The organism is Ancylobacter sp. TW_SC_1, assembly GCF_056836805.1.
Genome location: NZ_CM166365.1, coordinates 3778648 through 3794017, shown reverse-complemented (window position 1 = coordinate 3794017; position 15370 = coordinate 3778648). Strand labels below are relative to the sequence as shown.

Genomic DNA, 15370 nt, shown 5'->3' with positions numbered 1-15370 from the left:
AGCGGCGGAAAGACGCCGTCCCGGGAGCCCACCGGAACGGCGCTGCGGAGCGGAGCGTCAGTAGACGCTGAAGGGGAAGTACTTGTCGTTGATCTTCTTGTAGGTGCCGTCGGCGACGATCTCGGCGATACCCTTGTTGAACATCGCCGCCAGATCGGCATCGTCCTTGCGGAAGGCGGCGGCGACCGGGGTAAAGTACTTCTCGTCCTTGTATTCCGGGCCGATGAACTTGCAGCAGGCGCCTTCTTTCGAGTTGATCCAGTCCATCAGCATCACCTTGTCGGCGAGGATGGCGTCGAGGCGGCCATTGGCGAGGTCGAGATTGGCCTCGTCCTGCTTGCCGTAGAGCTTCACCTCTATGCCTTCCTTTGCATACACGTCCTCAAGGTAGCTCGAATGGATGGTCGAGCCCTGCGCGCCGACGACCTTGCCCTTCATGCCGGCGGGCGAGGTGTCGGTGATCTTGGTGTCCTTCGGCGCAATGAAACTGGCCGGAGTGTTGTAATACTTGTCCGAGAACAGCACCTGCTTGGCACGCTCGGGGGTTGCCGACATCGACGCGACGATCACGTCGTATTTGCCGGCCAGAAGAGCGGGGATGATGCCGTCCCAGTCCTGCGCGACAAAGGTGCAGGTCACTTTCATCTTCTCGCAGACGGCCTTGGCGATATCGACGTCGAAGCCCTTCAATTCACCGTGCTCGATATAGTTGAAGGGCGGATAGGCGCCTTCGGTGCCGACGCGGACGGTCTTCCACTCCTTGGCGGAAGCGCCGCCCAGCGTCGCTGCGACGAGCACGGCCACGGCGGCAAGACGGGTCGTGAAGCTCATGATGTTCCCCTCTGGTAGGTTGCCCTGGGCCGGCTGTTCTTTGTTTCCCGGCAACCCATGCTGGCACTTTTTCCGAACCTTGCGCAACGGGGGTGCCATATCCCTAGTCAGAAAGTCGAACTGACCCATTTATGTGCAGTGCAGCGCCATAAGCGCGGCCGATCGGGCCACGGCGCGGGACGGGTTGACGCTGCCGCCGTGCTGGTGTCTCACCAGCGGACGTCATTGAAGAGGAGCGCGAGATGGCGACCGCAGACGATGTGAGGGCGAGGCTGGCGCAGGTTACGGCCCCGGACGGCAGGCCCGTCACCGAGACCGGCGCGCTGTCGGATATCCTCGTGTCGGACGGCAAGGTCTACATGTCGATCACCGTCGATGCCGGCGCGGCGCAGACCTGGGAACCGGTGCGCGCCGCGGTGGAGCGCACCGTGCGCGGCACGCCGGGCGTGACCTCGGCGCTGGTGGCGCTGACCGCCGAGCGCAAGGCGGGTTCCGCGCCGGCCGGTGGCGCCCAGCCGGTCAAGGTGTCGGGGCAGGGTCATGCCGGGCACTCGCATGCCGGCCATTCCCACGCCGGGCATGCGCAGCCGCCGGCCGATCCGCAGAAGGAAACCCCCGGCCTGCCGGGCGTCGGCTCGATCATCGCCGTGGCTTCTGGAAAAGGTGGCGTCGGCAAGTCGACGCTGGCCGCCAATCTCGCGCTCGGCCTCGCCTCCTTCGGCCTCAAGGTCGGCCTGCTCGACGCCGACATCTATGGCCCCTCGGTGCCGCGCCTGATGGGGCTGAAGGGCCGCCCCGAGGTGGAAGGCCGGATGATCCACCCGATGCAGGCCTTCGGGCTCAAGGTCATGTCGATCGGCTTCCTCGTCGAGGAGGAGACGCCGATGATCTGGCGCGGGCCGATGGTGATGTCGGCGATCAGCCAGATGCTGAAGGAAGTGAACTGGGCGCCGCTCGACATCCTCGTCGTCGACATGCCGCCCGGCACCGGCGACGCGCAGCTCACCATGGCGCAGCAGGTGCCGCTGGCCGGCGCGGTGATCGTCTCCACCCCGCAGGATCTCGCGCTGATCGATGCCCGGCGCGGCATTGCCATGTTCCAGAAGGTGAACGTGCCGGTGCTCGGCGTGGTCGAGAATATGAGCTACTTCCTGTGCCCGCATTGCGGCACCCGCTCCGACATCTTCGGCCATGGCGGCGCGCGGCACGAGGCGCAGCGTCTCGGCGTGCCCTTCCTCGGCGAGGTGCCGCTGCAGATGTCGATCCGCGAGACCTCGGACGCCGGCCTGCCGCTGGTGGCGACGCGTCCCGACAGCCCGGAGGCGGAGATCTACCGCTCGATCGCCAATGCGGTGCGCGAGGCGCTTGCCGGCCGCCGCGCCGCCGCGCGGCCCGCCCCGCGCATCGTGATGGAAGGGTGAGGGGGCGGTTCAGCCCCCTTCCTCGAAGGGCGTGAAGAAGGCCTCGATCTCGGCGAAGCCCATGGCCTCGCCGACGAAATCGAAGCGCCCATCCCGCTGCATCGCCTGCGCCGCGCGGGCAACGGTGCCATAGGCGAGCCGGGCGAGGCTGGAGCCGATGCTGATGCGCCGGACCCCGGCCGCGCTGAGTTCGTCCCTTGTGAAGCGGGCTCCACCGATGCCGATGACGACGTTCACCGGCCGAGAGACCGCCGAACAGACCGTACGCACGGCGTCGAGATCCGGCAAGCCGGGGGCGTACAGCACGTCCGCTCCCGCCGCCTCGAAGGCCTGCAGCCGGCGGATGGTGTCGTCAAGATCGGGCCGGCCCCACAGGAAGTTCTCGGCCCGCGCGGTCAGCACGAAATCACCCGGCAATGCCTGCCGCGCCTCCACCGCCGCCGCGATGCGCTCGACGGCGAGGCTGAACTCGTAGATCGGCGCGTCGCGTCGTCCGGTATGATCCTCCAGCGAGCCTCCTGCCAGCCCGATGGCCGCGGCGGCGCGGATGGTTTCGCCCGCGCTCTCGGGGCTGTCGCCGAGGCCCATTTCAAGATCGGCCGACACGGGCAGCGGCGTCGCAGCGACGATGCCGGCGCAATGGGCGAACAGATCTTCCCGCGAGGTCGTGCCTTCGGCGACGCCGCGCGAGAAATCCATGCCCGCGCTTGTTGTGGCCAGCGCGGGAAAGCCGCAGGCGGCGAGGATGCGGGCGGTGCCGGCGTCCCACGGATTGGGCAGGATGAACGCGCCGGGCCCCTCATGCAGGGCGCGGAAGCGGGCGGCCTTGTCCAGCATCGGTGTGTCTCCGCGAAATATGGTGCGACGCTAGCAATGGGTGCCGAACAAAGCAAGAACAAATGAGCCCCCGAAACGGCGAAACCACCCGGTCGCGGCGACGTCCCGTCTTCCCTCAGGCAGGTTCAGGCAAGGCCCTGGCGTTGACCGAAAGGCGCATCGGGGTGCGGTTGCACGGCCCCTATGCCTGACGTAGGACTACGTACAAGCAAGCAATTCGTGTGCGGACGCGCGCAAATGCGCCTCACCGCACCGTCGAGGAAATTCCCTTCAGGAGAACAGCCCCCTATGAAGCGTCGCCAGTTCCTTGCCGCCGCCGGTGCCGGCGTTGCGGCCTCCGCCGTCGCCGCCCCGGCCATCGCCCAATCCGCCCCGGAAATCCGCTGGCGTCTGGCCTCCAGCTTCCCGAAGTCGCTCGACACCATCTATGGCGGCGCCGACGTCCTGTCGAAGATGGTGTCCGAACTGACCGACGGAAAGTTCCAGATCCAGGTGTTCGCCGCCGGCGAGATCGTGCCCGGCCTGCAGGTGCTCGACGCCGTGCAGAACAACACGGTCGAGATGTGTCACACCGTCTCGTATTATTTCGTCGGCAAGGATCCGACCTTCGCGGTGGCCGCGTCGGTGCCGTTCGGTCTCAATGCCCGCCAGCAGAACGCCTGGCTGTACCAGAACGGCGGCAACGAGCTTTTCAACGAATTCTACAAGAAATACAACGTCTACGGCCTGCCCTGCGGCAATACCGGGACGCAGATGGGCGGCTGGTTCTCCAAGGAGATCAAGACCGTCGCCGACCTCAACGGCCTGAAGATGCGCATCGGCGGCATCGCCGGGCAGGTGATGGCCAAGCTCGGCGTGGTGCCGCAGCAGATCGCCGGCGGCGACATCTACCCGGCGCTGGAGAAGGGCACCATCGACGGCGCCGAATGGGTCGGCCCCTATGACGACGAGAAGCTCGGCTTCTACAAGGTTGCGAAGTATTACTACTATCCCGGCTGGTGGGAGGGCGGCCCGACCATCCACGCCTTCACCAACCTCGCCAAGTGGAACGAGCTGCCGAAGAACTACCAGGCGGCGCTGATTGCCGCCTCGACCTATGCCAACACCATCATGCAGGCGCGCTACGATGTGCAGAACCCGCCCGCCATCAAGCGGCTGGTCGCCAACGGCACGCAGCTTCGCCCCTATCCGATGGAAGTGATGGAAGCCTGCCTCAAGGCGACCAACGAGCTCTGGGCCGAGGTTTCCGCCAAGAACCCGGACTTCAAGAAGGTCATCGACACCATGCAGGCCTTCCGCAACGAGGAAAACCTGTGGTGGCAGGTGGCGGAGTACACCTTCGACAGCTTCCAGATCCGCACCCGCCCGCGCGGCTGAGGCGGACCGCAGAGGCGTCATCCCGGCCTCGCGCAGCGAGAGCCGGGATCGCTTTCCTTCCCTAGCGCGCGATCCCGGCTTGGCCTTCGGCGGTCCGGGATGACGACGAGCGAGGAGGGCGCGCCGCGCCTTCGCGGTTGCCCTGCGCGGCCGGCTGTTGCAAACATCCGCCGCCCGTATCGTAGGGATGCCTGCCCATGAAGCGCCGCGCCTTTCTCCGCACCGCCGCCATCGCCGCACCGGCCGCCACTCTCGCCGCGCCCGCCCTCGCGCAGAACGCGCCGCAGGTCAGATGGCGGCTCACATCGTCCGTGCCGAAGGTGCTGGATGCTATTTTCGGCGCCAATGAGCTGGTGTCGAAATATGTGAGCGAGGCCACCGAAGGGCGCTTCGTCATCCAGAACTACGCCGCCGGCGAGATCGTGCCGGGGCTGCAAGCGCTCGACGCGGTGCAGAACGGCACGGTCGACGTCGCGCAGACGCCGCTCTACTACTATACCGGCAAGGATCCGTCCTTCGCCTGCTTCACCACCATGCCCTTCGGCTTCAACGCCCGGCAGCAGAACGCCTGGTTCTACCATGGCGGCGGGCGCGAGCTGCAGGACGAGTTCCTCGCCAAGTACAATCTGGTCGGGTTCCTCGGCGGCAATACCGGGACGCAGATGGGCGGCTGGTTCCGCCGCGAGGTGAAGGACCTCGCCGACTTCAAGGGGCTGAAGTTCCGCATCGGCGGCATTGCCGGGCAGGTGGTGGCCAAGCTCGGCGTGGTGCCGCAGCAGATCGCCCCGGGCGACATCTATGCCGCGCTGGAGAAGGGCACCATCGACGCCTGCGAGTGGGTTGGCCCCTATGACGACGAGAAGCTCGGCTTCGTGCGCGTCGCGCCCTATTACTATTATCCGGGCTGGTGGGACGGCGGGCCGACGATGAACGTCGTGGTCAACCTGCCCAAGTGGAACGCGCTGCCCAAGCCCTATCAGGCGATCTTCGAGGCCGCCGTCGCCTATGCCAACAGCGACATGCTGGCCAAGTACGACGCTTATAATCCCGCGGCGCTGCGCCGGCTGGTGGCGGCCGGGGCGCAGTTGCGCACCTTCCCGCAGAGCTTCCTCGATGCCTCCTGGACGGCCACCAATGAGCTGTATGCGGAGATCGGGGCGAAGAATGCCGGCTTCAAGAAGATCATCGATTCGCTCATCGCCTTCCGCAACGAGGAGTACCTCTGGTGGCAGGTCGGCGAGTATCCCTATGACGGCTACATGATCCGTGCCCGCTCGCGGGGGTAGGGCGCACCCTACCGAACATCCTTCGAGGCCGCCTTCGGCGGCACCTCAGGATGATGTCGTGTCCCAGAGCCACGTCATCCTGAGGTGCGAACGCAGTGAGCCTCGAAGGAAGCCCGCCGCGCGCCACGCCGCAAAGACGCCGTAACAAGAAAAGAGGAAACGCCGATGCCGACCCCGACCTCCCGCCGCAGCCTGATCAAGGGCGCCGGCCTTGCCACCGCCGCCTCGGTGATCGCCGCCCCCGCCATCGCGCAGACCCTGCCGCAGGTCCGCTGGCGCCTGACGTCGAGCTACCCGAAGTCGCTGGACACGATCTACGGCGCGGCGACGCTGCTGTCGAAATATGTCGGCGAGGCGACCGACCGGCACTTCACCATCGACGTCTTCGCGCCGGGCGAGATCGTGCCGGGGCTGCAGGCGCTCGACGCGGTGCAGAACCACACGGTCGAGGTCGCCCAGACCGCGCTCTACTATTATATCGGCAAGAATCCGGCCTTCGCGCCCTTCACCACGCTGCCCTTCGGGCTCAACGCGCGCATGCAGACGGCGTGGCTCTATCACGGCGGTGGCACGGAGCTGCAGAACGCCTTCCTCGCCAAGAGCAACGTCATCGGTTTCGCCGGCGGCAATACCGGCGCGCAGATGGGCGGCTGGTTTCGCAAGGAGATCAAGACCGTCGCCGACTTGAAGGGACTGAAGATGCGCCTTCCGGGCATCGCCGGGCAGGTGCTGGCGCGGCTCGGGCTGGTGCCGCAGAATCTCGCCGGCGGCGACATCTATCCGGCGCTGGAGAAGGGCACCATCGACGCCGCCGAGTTCGTCGGCCCGGTGGACGACGAGAAGCTGGGCTTCAACCGCGTCGCGCCCTATTACTATTATCCCGGCTGGTGGGAGGGCGGCCCGACCATCCACTTCATCGCCAACCTGCAGGCGTGGAACGAACTGCCGCGGCCCTATCAGGCGGCGTTCGAGGCGGCGGCGGCCTATGCCAATTCCGACATGCTGGCCAAGTACGACGCGCGCAACCCGGCGGCGCTGCGCCGGCTGGTGGCCGGCGGGGCACAACTGCGCCCCTTCCCGCAGGAAGTGATGGACGCCTCGTACAAGGAGAACACCGCGCTGATGGCGGAAATCTGCGCCAAGAACGCGGAGTTCAAGACGATCTACGAATCGATGCTCGGCTTCCGCAACGAGGAATACCTCTGGTGGCAGGTCGGCGAGTATCCCTATGATGGCTATATGATCCGCGCCCGCACCCGGGGGTAGGGCGGCGCCGGGACGGCGGGCGGCGACGCGTTGCCGCTCCCCTCATGGCCGCGCCTCCCGAGGATGAGCCGCGCGCTTCTTTCGAAAGGGGAGCGGAAATGGCCACGAACAAGAAAATCGAAGCGTTTCAGAAGCATGTCGCCGCCGAGCTGGCCGGCGATCTCGAAACCACCATGGCGACGATGTCGGATGATCCGCATCTCAACAGCGTGCCGACGATGGCGGGGGGCGTCGGCCGCGACGGCGTGCGTCACTTCTACGCCAACCATCTGGTGGGCAAGTTCTTTCCGCCTGATGTGGTGATGACCGATGTCTCGGAGACGGTCGACGAGCATCAGCTCGTCCTGGAGCAGGTGGTCAGCTTCACCCACACCACGATGATCGACTGGCTGCTGCCGGGTGTCGCGCCCACCGGCAAGCCTGTCGAAGTAGCCCTCGTGGTGATCGTCGGCTTCAAGGACGACAAGGTCTCGCACGAGCACGTCTATTGGGATCAGGCGAGCGTGCTGGTGCAGATCGGCCTGCTTGATCCGACGGGACTTCCGGTGGGGGGCGCCGAGATCGCCCGCAAGGTGCTCGATCCGAAGCTTCCTCCCCGCGTCTTCGAGAACTAGCCGCCGGGCGCCAGTCTGGTGGTGGACGTGCGCTTGGGCATCCGCATGTGGTGGTGCATGGTGTACAGCCCCGCCGCCATGATGAGCGCCATGCCGCCGATCGAGACGAGATCGGGCATGTCGTGGAAGATGAGCGCGCTGAGCCCCACCGCGCACACGACGGCGGCGTAGCGGAACGGCGCGATCACCGAGGGATCGGTGCCGCGGAACGCCGCGATGGTCAGCATGTGGCCGATGACGAGCGACACGCTGCCGCCGATCAGATAGGCGAACGTCGTCAGGTCGATGGCGTGCCACTGCTCGACCGAGCTGCCGGCTAAACCGAAGCTCATGCCGACGACCGTGGTGCCGAAGGTGACGACGAGGGTGGGCACATGGGCGCCGATGCGGCCGGTGATAAAGTCGCGGAAGGCGATGAGAAGGGCGCAGCCGAGCGGCAGCAGGGCCATGGCGTCGAAGGCCGAACTGCCCGGCTTGACGATCATGACCACGCCCGCGAAGCCGATGATGACCGCCGTCCAGTAGCGCCAGCCGATGTGTGCGCCGAAGAACAACACCGCCGCCGCCATGGTGGCGAGCGGGGCGACCTGCAGGATCGCGGTCGAATCGGCGATCGACATGACGGTGATCGCGGTGATGAACATCATCGCCACGCAGGCTTCCGCCACCGCGCGCAGCAGCACCCGCCGATCGGCGACGAGACGCAGGGACGGTAGCTGGCCCTTCCAGCCGAGCACGGCGATCAGCAGCAGGGCGGCGATGATGCCGCGCACCGCCAGGATCTCCGACGGCGGGATGTGCTGCAGCGCGAGCTTGGAGAAGGCGTCGTTGGTCGAGAAGATCGACGAACCGGCGATCATCAGGAGGATGCCGCGACGGTTGGCGATGGGGGCATGCATGGGAAGAGGTCCGAACAGGAGGCGGCTCTTAAGCCACTGAAAAAAGACGGAATCACGGCCGGATCGGCCATCCGCCGGTCGACCCGGCCGGCGAGGGGGAAAGAAGCCTCAGCATTCCTCGCAGACGGTGGCCCCGGCTTGCGCCAGCCCGCCGCTGCGGCGTTCCAGCGCCTGCGAGACGACGCACAGGCCGAGGGCGCCGACCGAGAGAACCGCGCCGAGCCAGGGCAGGTCGGCATAGTTGACGCCGAGCGTGATCGCCGAGCCGCCGATCCACGCCCCCGCCGCATTGCCGAGGTTGAATGCCCCCTGATTGAGCGTCGAGGCGAGGTTCGGCGCGCCCACCGCCGCGTCGACGACGCGCATCTGGATCGGCGCGACGACGGCGAAGACGAGGATGCCCCAGAAGAACACGGTGGCGACGGTCGCGACCTCGAACGGGCTGACGAAGACCAGCACCACCAGCACGGCGGCGAGGCCGATGAAGGTGCCCATCAGCGAGGGCATCAGCCGCCAGTCGGCGAGCCTGCCGCCCAGCAGATTGCCGATGGTGATGCCGACGCCGAACAGCAGCAGCACATAGGTGACGGTGTGCGGGGCGAGGCCGGTGACGTCGCGCAGCAGCGGCGCGATATAGGTGAACACCGAGAACAGGCTCGCCGAGGCGAGCACGCTCATCATCATGGTGAGCAGCACCTGCGGGCGCTTCAGCACGGCGAATTCGCGGATGATGTTGCCGGCGGAATGGGGAATGTTGCGCGGCACCCACAGCGCGATGGCGCTCACCGCGAGGATGCCGATGATCACCACCGCCCAGAAGGTCGAGCGCCAGCCGAACGCCTGGCCGAGCGCGGTGCCGAGCGGCACGCCCAGCACATTGGCGAGCGTCAGCCCGGCGAACATCAGCGCGATGGCGCTGGCGCGCTGCTTCGGCGGCACGAGGCTCGCCGCCACCACCGCGCCGATGCCGAAGAAGGCGCCGTGGCAGAAGGCGGTGACGACGCGCGCGCCCATCAGGAACCAGTAGTCCGGCGCGACGGCACACAGGAAATTGCCGACGACGAACATGCTGGCGAGGCCGATCAGCGTCGCCTTGCGCGGCAGGGAGTTGGTGATGATGGCGACGATGGGCGCGCCGATGACCACGCCGAGCGCATAGCCGGTGACGAGAAGTCCGGCGGCCGGAATCGTCACCGAGAGGTCGGTGGCAACCTCCGGCAGCAGGCCCATGATGACGAATTCGGTGGTGCCAATGCCGAAGGAGGCCATGGCGAGGGCCAACAGCGGAAGCTGCATCGGAGGGCTCGTGCTTTTGAAGGGGCTCGGATTGCTAACGGATTAGCAGCGTGAATCGACGCAGCATATGCACGTTATGTTGCATTGCAGCAACAAACGGCCGCGCGTGGCAGGCATGCGCTGCAGACGGAACGGCGCGAGACCGGCCGGCTGACTCAGCCTCCGGTGACGCTCATGTGGCGGCGCAGTGCCGGGGGCTGGCCGGGGCGGTCGATGACGAAGTCGTGCCCCTTGGGCTTGCGGAAGATGGCCTCATCGAGCGCCGCGTGCAGCTTCTCGTCGCTCTCGGAGGCGCGCAGGGGGCTGCGCAGATCCGCCGCGTCGTCCTGGCCGAGGCACATATAGAGCGTGCCGGTGCAGGTGACGCGCACGCGGTTGCAGCCCTCGCAGAAATTATGCGTCAGCGGGGTGATGAAGCCGAGCTTGCCGCCGGTCTCGCGGATGCTGACATAGCGCGCCGGGCCGCCGGTGCGGAATGGTATGTCCTCCAGCGTCCAGTGACGGGCGAGGCGCTCGCGCACGGTGGAGAGCGGCAGGTACTGGTCGATGCGCTCCGCCCCGGTCTCGCCCAACGGCATGACCTCGATGAGCGAGACGTCCATGCCGCGGCCATGCGCCCATTCGATCAGGCCGGGGATCTCGTGCTCGTTCTCGCCGGCGAGCGCCACCGCGTTGAGCTTCACATGAATGCCGGCTTCCTGCGCGGCATCGATGCCGGCCAGCACCTTGGAGAGGTCGCCCCAGCGGGTCAGCGCGCGGAATTTCGCCGGGTCCAGCGTGTCGAGCGAGACATTGATGCGCTTGACGCCGCAATCGGCCAGTTCCCGGGCGAAACGGGCGAGCTGCGAGCCGTTGGTGGTCAGCGTCAGCTCGTCCAGCGCGCCGGAATCGAGATGGCGACCGATGGAGCGGAACAGGGTCATGACGTCGCGCCGCACCAGCGGCTCGCCGCCGGTCAGGCGCAGCTTCCTCACGCCGCGCGCGACGAAGGCCGAGCACAGGCGGTCGAGTTCCTCCAGCGTCAGCAATTCGGGCTTGGGCAGGAACGTCATATGTTCCGCCATGCAGTACACGCAGCGGAAGTCGCAGCGATCCGTCACCGAGACGCGCAGATAGGTCACCGCGCGGCCGAACGTGTCGACCAGCGGGGCGCGGGGAATTTCCCGCTGGACCCGGTCGATGACGGCTTCGTCGCTGCTCACGTTTTCGCTCCCATGCGCCGGGCGGCGCCACTTGCTCAGGACATTTCTAATGTTGGTCGAGCTCCGTGCCAAGGCGCAGACCCCTATCGACCGATAGCCTAAACCATTTGTGACGTGCGTTCCGGCAAGGTGCCGTGCGTCCGCGGCGGCCGCCGCGCCGTGTCCGGGGACGAATGCCCGACGCTCGGGGTGCTTGGCGAAACCCCGTCGCCTCTCTATGTGGGGACGGACGCATGAAGGGGAAGATGCTCGTGACCGACGCCTGGCCGACCGAGATCAAGGTCCAGAAGGACCGCCGCGCGCTGACCATCGCCTTCGAGGATGGGGCGAGCTTCAGCCTGCCGGCGGAGTATCTGCGGGTCGAGAGCCCGTCCGCCGAAGTGCAGGGCCATTCGCCGGCCGATCGCCAACTCGTCGCCGGCAAGCGCGAGGTGCGGATCGACGAGGCGATCCCGGTCGGCAACTACGCGGTACGGCTGATCTTCGACGACCGGCATTCGACCGGCATCTATACGTGGGAGCTGCTGCACCAGCTCGGTCGCGAGCAGGACGACCGCTGGAAGCGGTATCTGCAGGAGCTGGCGGCCAAGAACCTGTCGCGCGACGCCCCCGGCGCCGTGCGCCGCCACTGAGCGGTTTGCGCCCTGCGCGGGCGTTTAGCCAAGCCGAGGCGACGTGTCCGGCGCGTAGGCGCGCCCCGGCCGAGGCGCCGATTCCGGGCAGCCTTGCGACCGTCCGGGATGGCGCTCGAAGGGGGCTCGCGCGTCGGTGTCAGTTCAGCACGACCACCTTGGTACCGACGCGCACGCGGTTGTACAGGTCGGTGACGTCGTCATTGGTCATGCGGAAGCAGCCCGAGGATACCGCCTGGCCGATGGTCTCCGGCTCGTTGGAGCCGTGGATGCGGTAGAGCGTCGAGCCGAGATACAAGGCGCGCGCGCCGAGCGGGTTGTCGATGCCGCCGGGCATATAGCGCGGCAGGTCGGGGCGGCGCTGCAGCATCTGCGGCGGCGGCGTCCAGCCCGGCCACTCGGCCTTGCGGGTAATGGTCTTCACGCCCGACCAGCGGAAGCCGTCGCGACCGACGCCGATGCCGTACTTCACTGCCGTGCCGTTATCCTGCACGAGGTAAAGGCGCCGTTCGGCGGTGTTCACCACGACGGTACCCGGTGCGTATTTGGCCGCGTATGGCACGACCTGCCGGCGGATCGACGAGCCGCCTCTCACCGGCCCGTTGCCGAAATTCGACGGACGCGGAAAGAAGCTGAAGAAGGAAGGCGTCGCGGTCTGCGCCATGGCGGGAACGGTGCCCGCCAGCGTCAGTGCGGCCAGCATGGTGGCCGCCATTGTCTTCAGTCGCATCGTAAGCCCCATACGATCGTTAGATACATCCTGCCGTGCCCTTGGCGGAGCCGTGCCGGACAACCGCCGAGGCCATGTCGGTATCGACGGATGGCACGAGTATGCCGCGCATTTCGTCAAGCGCAGACTGACTAAGGCGTGAGGGATGGCGATTGCCGGGCGCTATGGCGCAAAGGCAACAGGGGACGCCATCCTACGGACCGGCCGAGGGGGCCGGTGTCGCGGGCGGCTCGGTGCCGAAGATGAGGTCGCCGAGCCGGCTTCCGTAATAGGCCACGCCCTTCTTGGTGAAATGGGTGGCGTCGAACTCCATCGGCTCGCCGTCGAGCAGCATGTGGCAGTTCATGTCCGGGCACATGTTCTGCAGGATCGAGACGTAGAGCACCTTGGGGTCCTTGGCGAAGTGCTTGGTCAGCAGGCGGTCCGAGCGGAAGGTCGCCTCGTCCATGTCCTCGGACGCCCGCGTATCGGCATTCTGCCGGTACATGCGCACGGCGAGGATCTCCGGCACCGGCCGCTTGTACATGGGGATCGGGCCGAGCACGACTACCCTGATGCCGGCAGCGGTGAGCTGCGCGATCGCGCTGTCGAGCTGGGTCAGATGATCGGGCGACACGAAGACGTCGCCGCCGATGACGACGATCGAGGGCTTGTGCTTCAGCAGCCAGTCGAAGGCGAAGCGGTTCAGCTCGTCGCAGACCGGCGAGTGCGGATTCTTGAAGTCGAGCAGCGGCAGGCAGGCGGCGCCGGTGATCTGGCCGACCGCATAGCCGCGTTCCTTCGCCATCGGCAGCAGGGCGCCGACGAACTGGGCGACGTGGCTGCTGCCCCAGAGCACGATGCTGGGCCTGTGCGTCGGCAGGCATTCGGGCGCCAGATCGGCCGGGCTCTGTCCCTGCCGGATGAAGCACTGTCCGTCGCGCACCACGGAACGGAAGGCATAGTTGGTGTAGGCGAGAATGCGCTGGATCTCCGGATCGAGCCGGCCGGGAAAGCCCCGGTTGCTTGTGGTGACGGCGCCGAAGATGAGCAGCGCCGCCGCTCCGGCCGCGGTGCCGCCAAAGATCAGTGCGCGCGGGAAGACGGCCCGGTTGAAGCGCACCGGCTGCTCCACGAAGCGCCAGGAGGCCCAGCCGAGCAGGGTCGAGAGCGCGACGCCGCCAATGAGGAAGGCCGGCGCCGGCAGGTCCGGCGCCACCTGTCGGGCGAAGACCACGATCGGCCAATGCACCAGATAGAGCGAATAGGAGATGGCGCCGAAGAACAGCAGCGGGCGCAGGCCGAGCAGCCGCGCCGGCAGGCCCTGGGTGCGCTCGCCGCCCCAGATCACCAGTGCCACGCCGAGGCAGGGCAGCAGCGCGAGCAGGCCCGGAAAGGGCGAGTGCGAGGTGATGCGCAGCATGGCGGCGGCGATCAGCGCCGACCCCGCGACGACCGCCGTGCTGCCGATGAAGCGGTTCTCGGGGAAGCGCACGCCGGGCAGGGCGAGCGCCGCGCCGATGAGCAGCTCGAAGGCGCGGAAGGGCAGCAGGTAGAAGGCGGCCGCCGGGTTGTGCTGGCGTATCAGCTCGCAGGCGGCCAGCGACGTCGCCAGAAGCGCGAGGACGACCCAGGGCAGCGCCTTGGGGAAAAAGCGGCGGCAGCCGAGGATGAGCGCCGGGAACAGGAAATAGAACTGCTCCTCGACGCCGAGCGACCAGTAGTGCAGCAGCGGCAGCTCTTCGGCCGAGGGGCCGAAATAATCCGCCCGCAGGTAGAAATAGACGTTGCCGAAGGCGAGGACCGACCAGATCAGCGAGCGCGCATAGGACAGCAGCTGGTTCGGGAACAGGATGAGGAAGGTGGCGACGCTGGTGAGCGCCGTCACCACGAAGAAGGCCGGCGCGATGCGCCGCATCCGCCGCTCATAGAAGCCGAAGATCGAGAAGCTGCCGTCGACGACATCGGCATAGATCGACTTCGAGATGAGGAAGCCGGAAATGACGAAGAAGATGTCGACACCGACGAAACCGCCGGGCAGCCAGGTGGCGCCGAAATGGAACAGCACGACGCCGAGGACGGCGACGGCGCGCAGTCCGTCGATATGGGCGCGATAACGCAGAGAGTGATGCACGACAGACCGTAGGCTCGTTCACGCGAAAATGCCGCCCATTATGACCGGTGGACGACGCCGGCGGCATGCCTGCGGGCTAGAACAGGCTCCCCTGGGTCCAGTTTGCGCCGGGGTGTTGCCCGCCGGACATAGAGGCGGCGGGTGGATCTTCCCTGGCGGAGCCGCGCGCGACGATCGACAGCGCGTCGTCCGGCAGGGCGCGCTGCAGGGCGCGGGCCTCGTCCCATGGCGCGCGCAGCCACAGCTCGCGCTCCTCGGCGGTGGTCAGGATGACCGGCATCGCCTTGGGGTGGATCGGCTTCACTAGCTCGTTGGGTTCGCAGGTCAGGAAGCCGAAGAGCTCGTGCTCGCCCTCGATCGGGTTCGCCCTGGTGCCGCGCGTTCCCTTCCAGCGGGTCCACAGCCCGGCGAAGAAGGCGAGGGGGCGTTTCTCGGACAGCGCGAACCACACGACATCCTTGCGCCGGGTGACGGGATCAGGCTCGGGCGCGAACTCCGAGAAGCTGGTGAAGGGCACGAGGCAGCGATGCGCCGGGCCGATCCAGCGGCGCCAATGCGGCGAGCCGAGGTTGCGGATGTTGGTGACCGGCGGCCCGCCGACCTGCGGCGGCGAGGGCATGCCCCAGCGGGCCATGGCAAGTTCGCGCACGCCATCCTCGGCGATGCGCACGACGGGCGCGGGGTGGTCGGGAAAGATTCCGGTCTGCGGCGGGAGGTTGCCGGCGAGGTTCGTCAGCGTGCCGACGAGATCAGCGATCGCCTGAACGTTGGAGTTGTGGCTGTAGAGGTTGCACATGCGCCCACCATGGAGCGGCGTGCCTGCTTCGTGAAGTCCGCTCACCGTCGCGCTGGCGGCCGTCCACGAC

The 15370-nt window shown here is 67.2% G+C and carries 14 protein-coding genes; 6 read left to right on the top strand and 8 right to left on the bottom strand.

The window, feature by feature from the left end:
* Nucleotides 1-57: 57 nt before the first annotated feature.
* Nucleotides 58-831, bottom strand: coding sequence for a transporter substrate-binding domain-containing protein (locus AC1PZ7_RS17865; protein ID WP_482356534.1), 774 nt, complete (start codon nt 829-831; stop codon nt 58-60).
* Between the two features lie 242 nt (nt 832-1073).
* On the opposite strand from AC1PZ7_RS17865, the gene AC1PZ7_RS17860 reads away from it, so the two are divergent.
* Nucleotides 1074-2252: an Mrp/NBP35 family ATP-binding protein gene (locus tag AC1PZ7_RS17860; protein ID WP_482356533.1), complete on the top strand. Its 1179-nt coding sequence runs from the start codon at nt 1074-1076 to the stop codon at nt 2250-2252.
* 9 nt (nt 2253-2261) lie between these two features.
* On the opposite strand, the gene AC1PZ7_RS17855 is transcribed toward AC1PZ7_RS17860, so the two are convergent.
* A complete protein-coding gene (locus AC1PZ7_RS17855) occupies nt 2262-3089 on the bottom strand; it encodes an isocitrate lyase/PEP mutase family protein (RefSeq protein ID WP_482356532.1) in 828 nt (275 codons plus the stop codon).
* Nucleotides 3090-3377: 288 nt separating this feature from the next.
* Here AC1PZ7_RS17855 and AC1PZ7_RS17850 point away from each other — a divergent pair, with 288 nt between their 5' ends.
* The 4 genes from AC1PZ7_RS17850 (at nt 3378) to AC1PZ7_RS17835 (ending at nt 7632) form a co-directional block, all read left to right on the top strand.
* Nucleotides 3378-4466, top strand: coding sequence for a TRAP transporter substrate-binding protein (locus tag AC1PZ7_RS17850; RefSeq protein ID WP_482356531.1), 1089 nt, complete (start codon nt 3378-3380; stop codon nt 4464-4466).
* A 197-nt stretch (nt 4467-4663) separates the two neighbouring features.
* A complete protein-coding gene (locus AC1PZ7_RS17845; RefSeq protein ID WP_482356530.1) occupies nt 4664-5752 on the top strand; it encodes a TRAP transporter substrate-binding protein in 1089 nt (362 codons plus the stop codon).
* Nucleotides 5753-5917: 165 nt separating this feature from the next.
* On the top strand, nt 5918-7018 hold the full coding sequence (locus AC1PZ7_RS17840; RefSeq protein ID WP_482356529.1) for a TRAP transporter substrate-binding protein: 1101 nt from the start codon (nt 5918-5920) through the stop codon (nt 7016-7018).
* Nucleotides 7019-7116: 98 nt separating this feature from the next.
* Nucleotides 7117-7632 (top strand): nuclear transport factor 2 family protein, encoded by a 516-nt coding sequence (locus tag AC1PZ7_RS17835; RefSeq protein WP_482356528.1) that lies wholly within the window; start codon nt 7117-7119, stop codon nt 7630-7632.
* Here AC1PZ7_RS17835 and AC1PZ7_RS17830 read toward each other — a convergent pair.
* From AC1PZ7_RS17830 to moaA, 3 genes are all read right to left on the bottom strand, one after another.
* Nucleotides 7629-8531: a DMT family transporter gene (locus tag AC1PZ7_RS17830; RefSeq protein ID WP_482356527.1), complete on the bottom strand. Its 903-nt coding sequence runs from the start codon at nt 8529-8531 to the stop codon at nt 7629-7631. The genes AC1PZ7_RS17835 and AC1PZ7_RS17830 overlap by 4 nt on opposite strands.
* Before the next feature lie 108 nt (nt 8532-8639).
* Complete coding sequence (locus tag AC1PZ7_RS17825; protein WP_482356526.1) at nt 8640-9827, bottom strand: MFS transporter; 1188 nt, start codon at nt 9825-9827, stop codon at nt 8640-8642.
* Nucleotides 9828-9982: 155 nt separating this feature from the next.
* Nucleotides 9983-11029: a GTP 3',8-cyclase MoaA gene (gene moaA, locus AC1PZ7_RS17820; protein ID WP_482356525.1), complete on the bottom strand. Its 1047-nt coding sequence runs from the start codon at nt 11027-11029 to the stop codon at nt 9983-9985.
* Between the two features lie 233 nt (nt 11030-11262).
* On the opposite strand from moaA, the gene AC1PZ7_RS17815 reads away from it, so the two are divergent.
* Complete coding sequence (locus AC1PZ7_RS17815) at nt 11263-11661, top strand: gamma-butyrobetaine hydroxylase family protein (protein WP_482356524.1); 399 nt, start codon at nt 11263-11265, stop codon at nt 11659-11661.
* 139 nt (nt 11662-11800) lie between these two features.
* Here the strand turns inward: AC1PZ7_RS17815 and AC1PZ7_RS17810 are convergent, their stop codons facing one another.
* From AC1PZ7_RS17810 to AC1PZ7_RS17800, 3 genes are all read right to left on the bottom strand, one after another.
* Nucleotides 11801-12325 carry a L,D-transpeptidase gene (locus AC1PZ7_RS17810; protein ID WP_482359668.1) on the bottom strand — a complete coding sequence of 175 codons (525 nt, stop codon included), beginning with the start codon at nt 12323-12325 and terminating at the stop codon, nt 11801-11803.
* Between the two features lie 259 nt (nt 12326-12584).
* Entirely contained in the window at nt 12585-14504 is a 1920-nt protein-coding gene (locus AC1PZ7_RS17805) for an acyltransferase family protein (protein WP_482356523.1), read from the bottom strand.
* Between the two features lie 76 nt (nt 14505-14580).
* The gene (locus AC1PZ7_RS17800; protein ID WP_482356522.1) at nt 14581-15300 is read right to left on the bottom strand and encodes an SOS response-associated peptidase; all 720 of its coding nucleotides are present in this window, start codon (nt 15298-15300) and stop codon (nt 14581-14583) included.
* Nucleotides 15301-15370 lie beyond the last annotated feature (70 nt).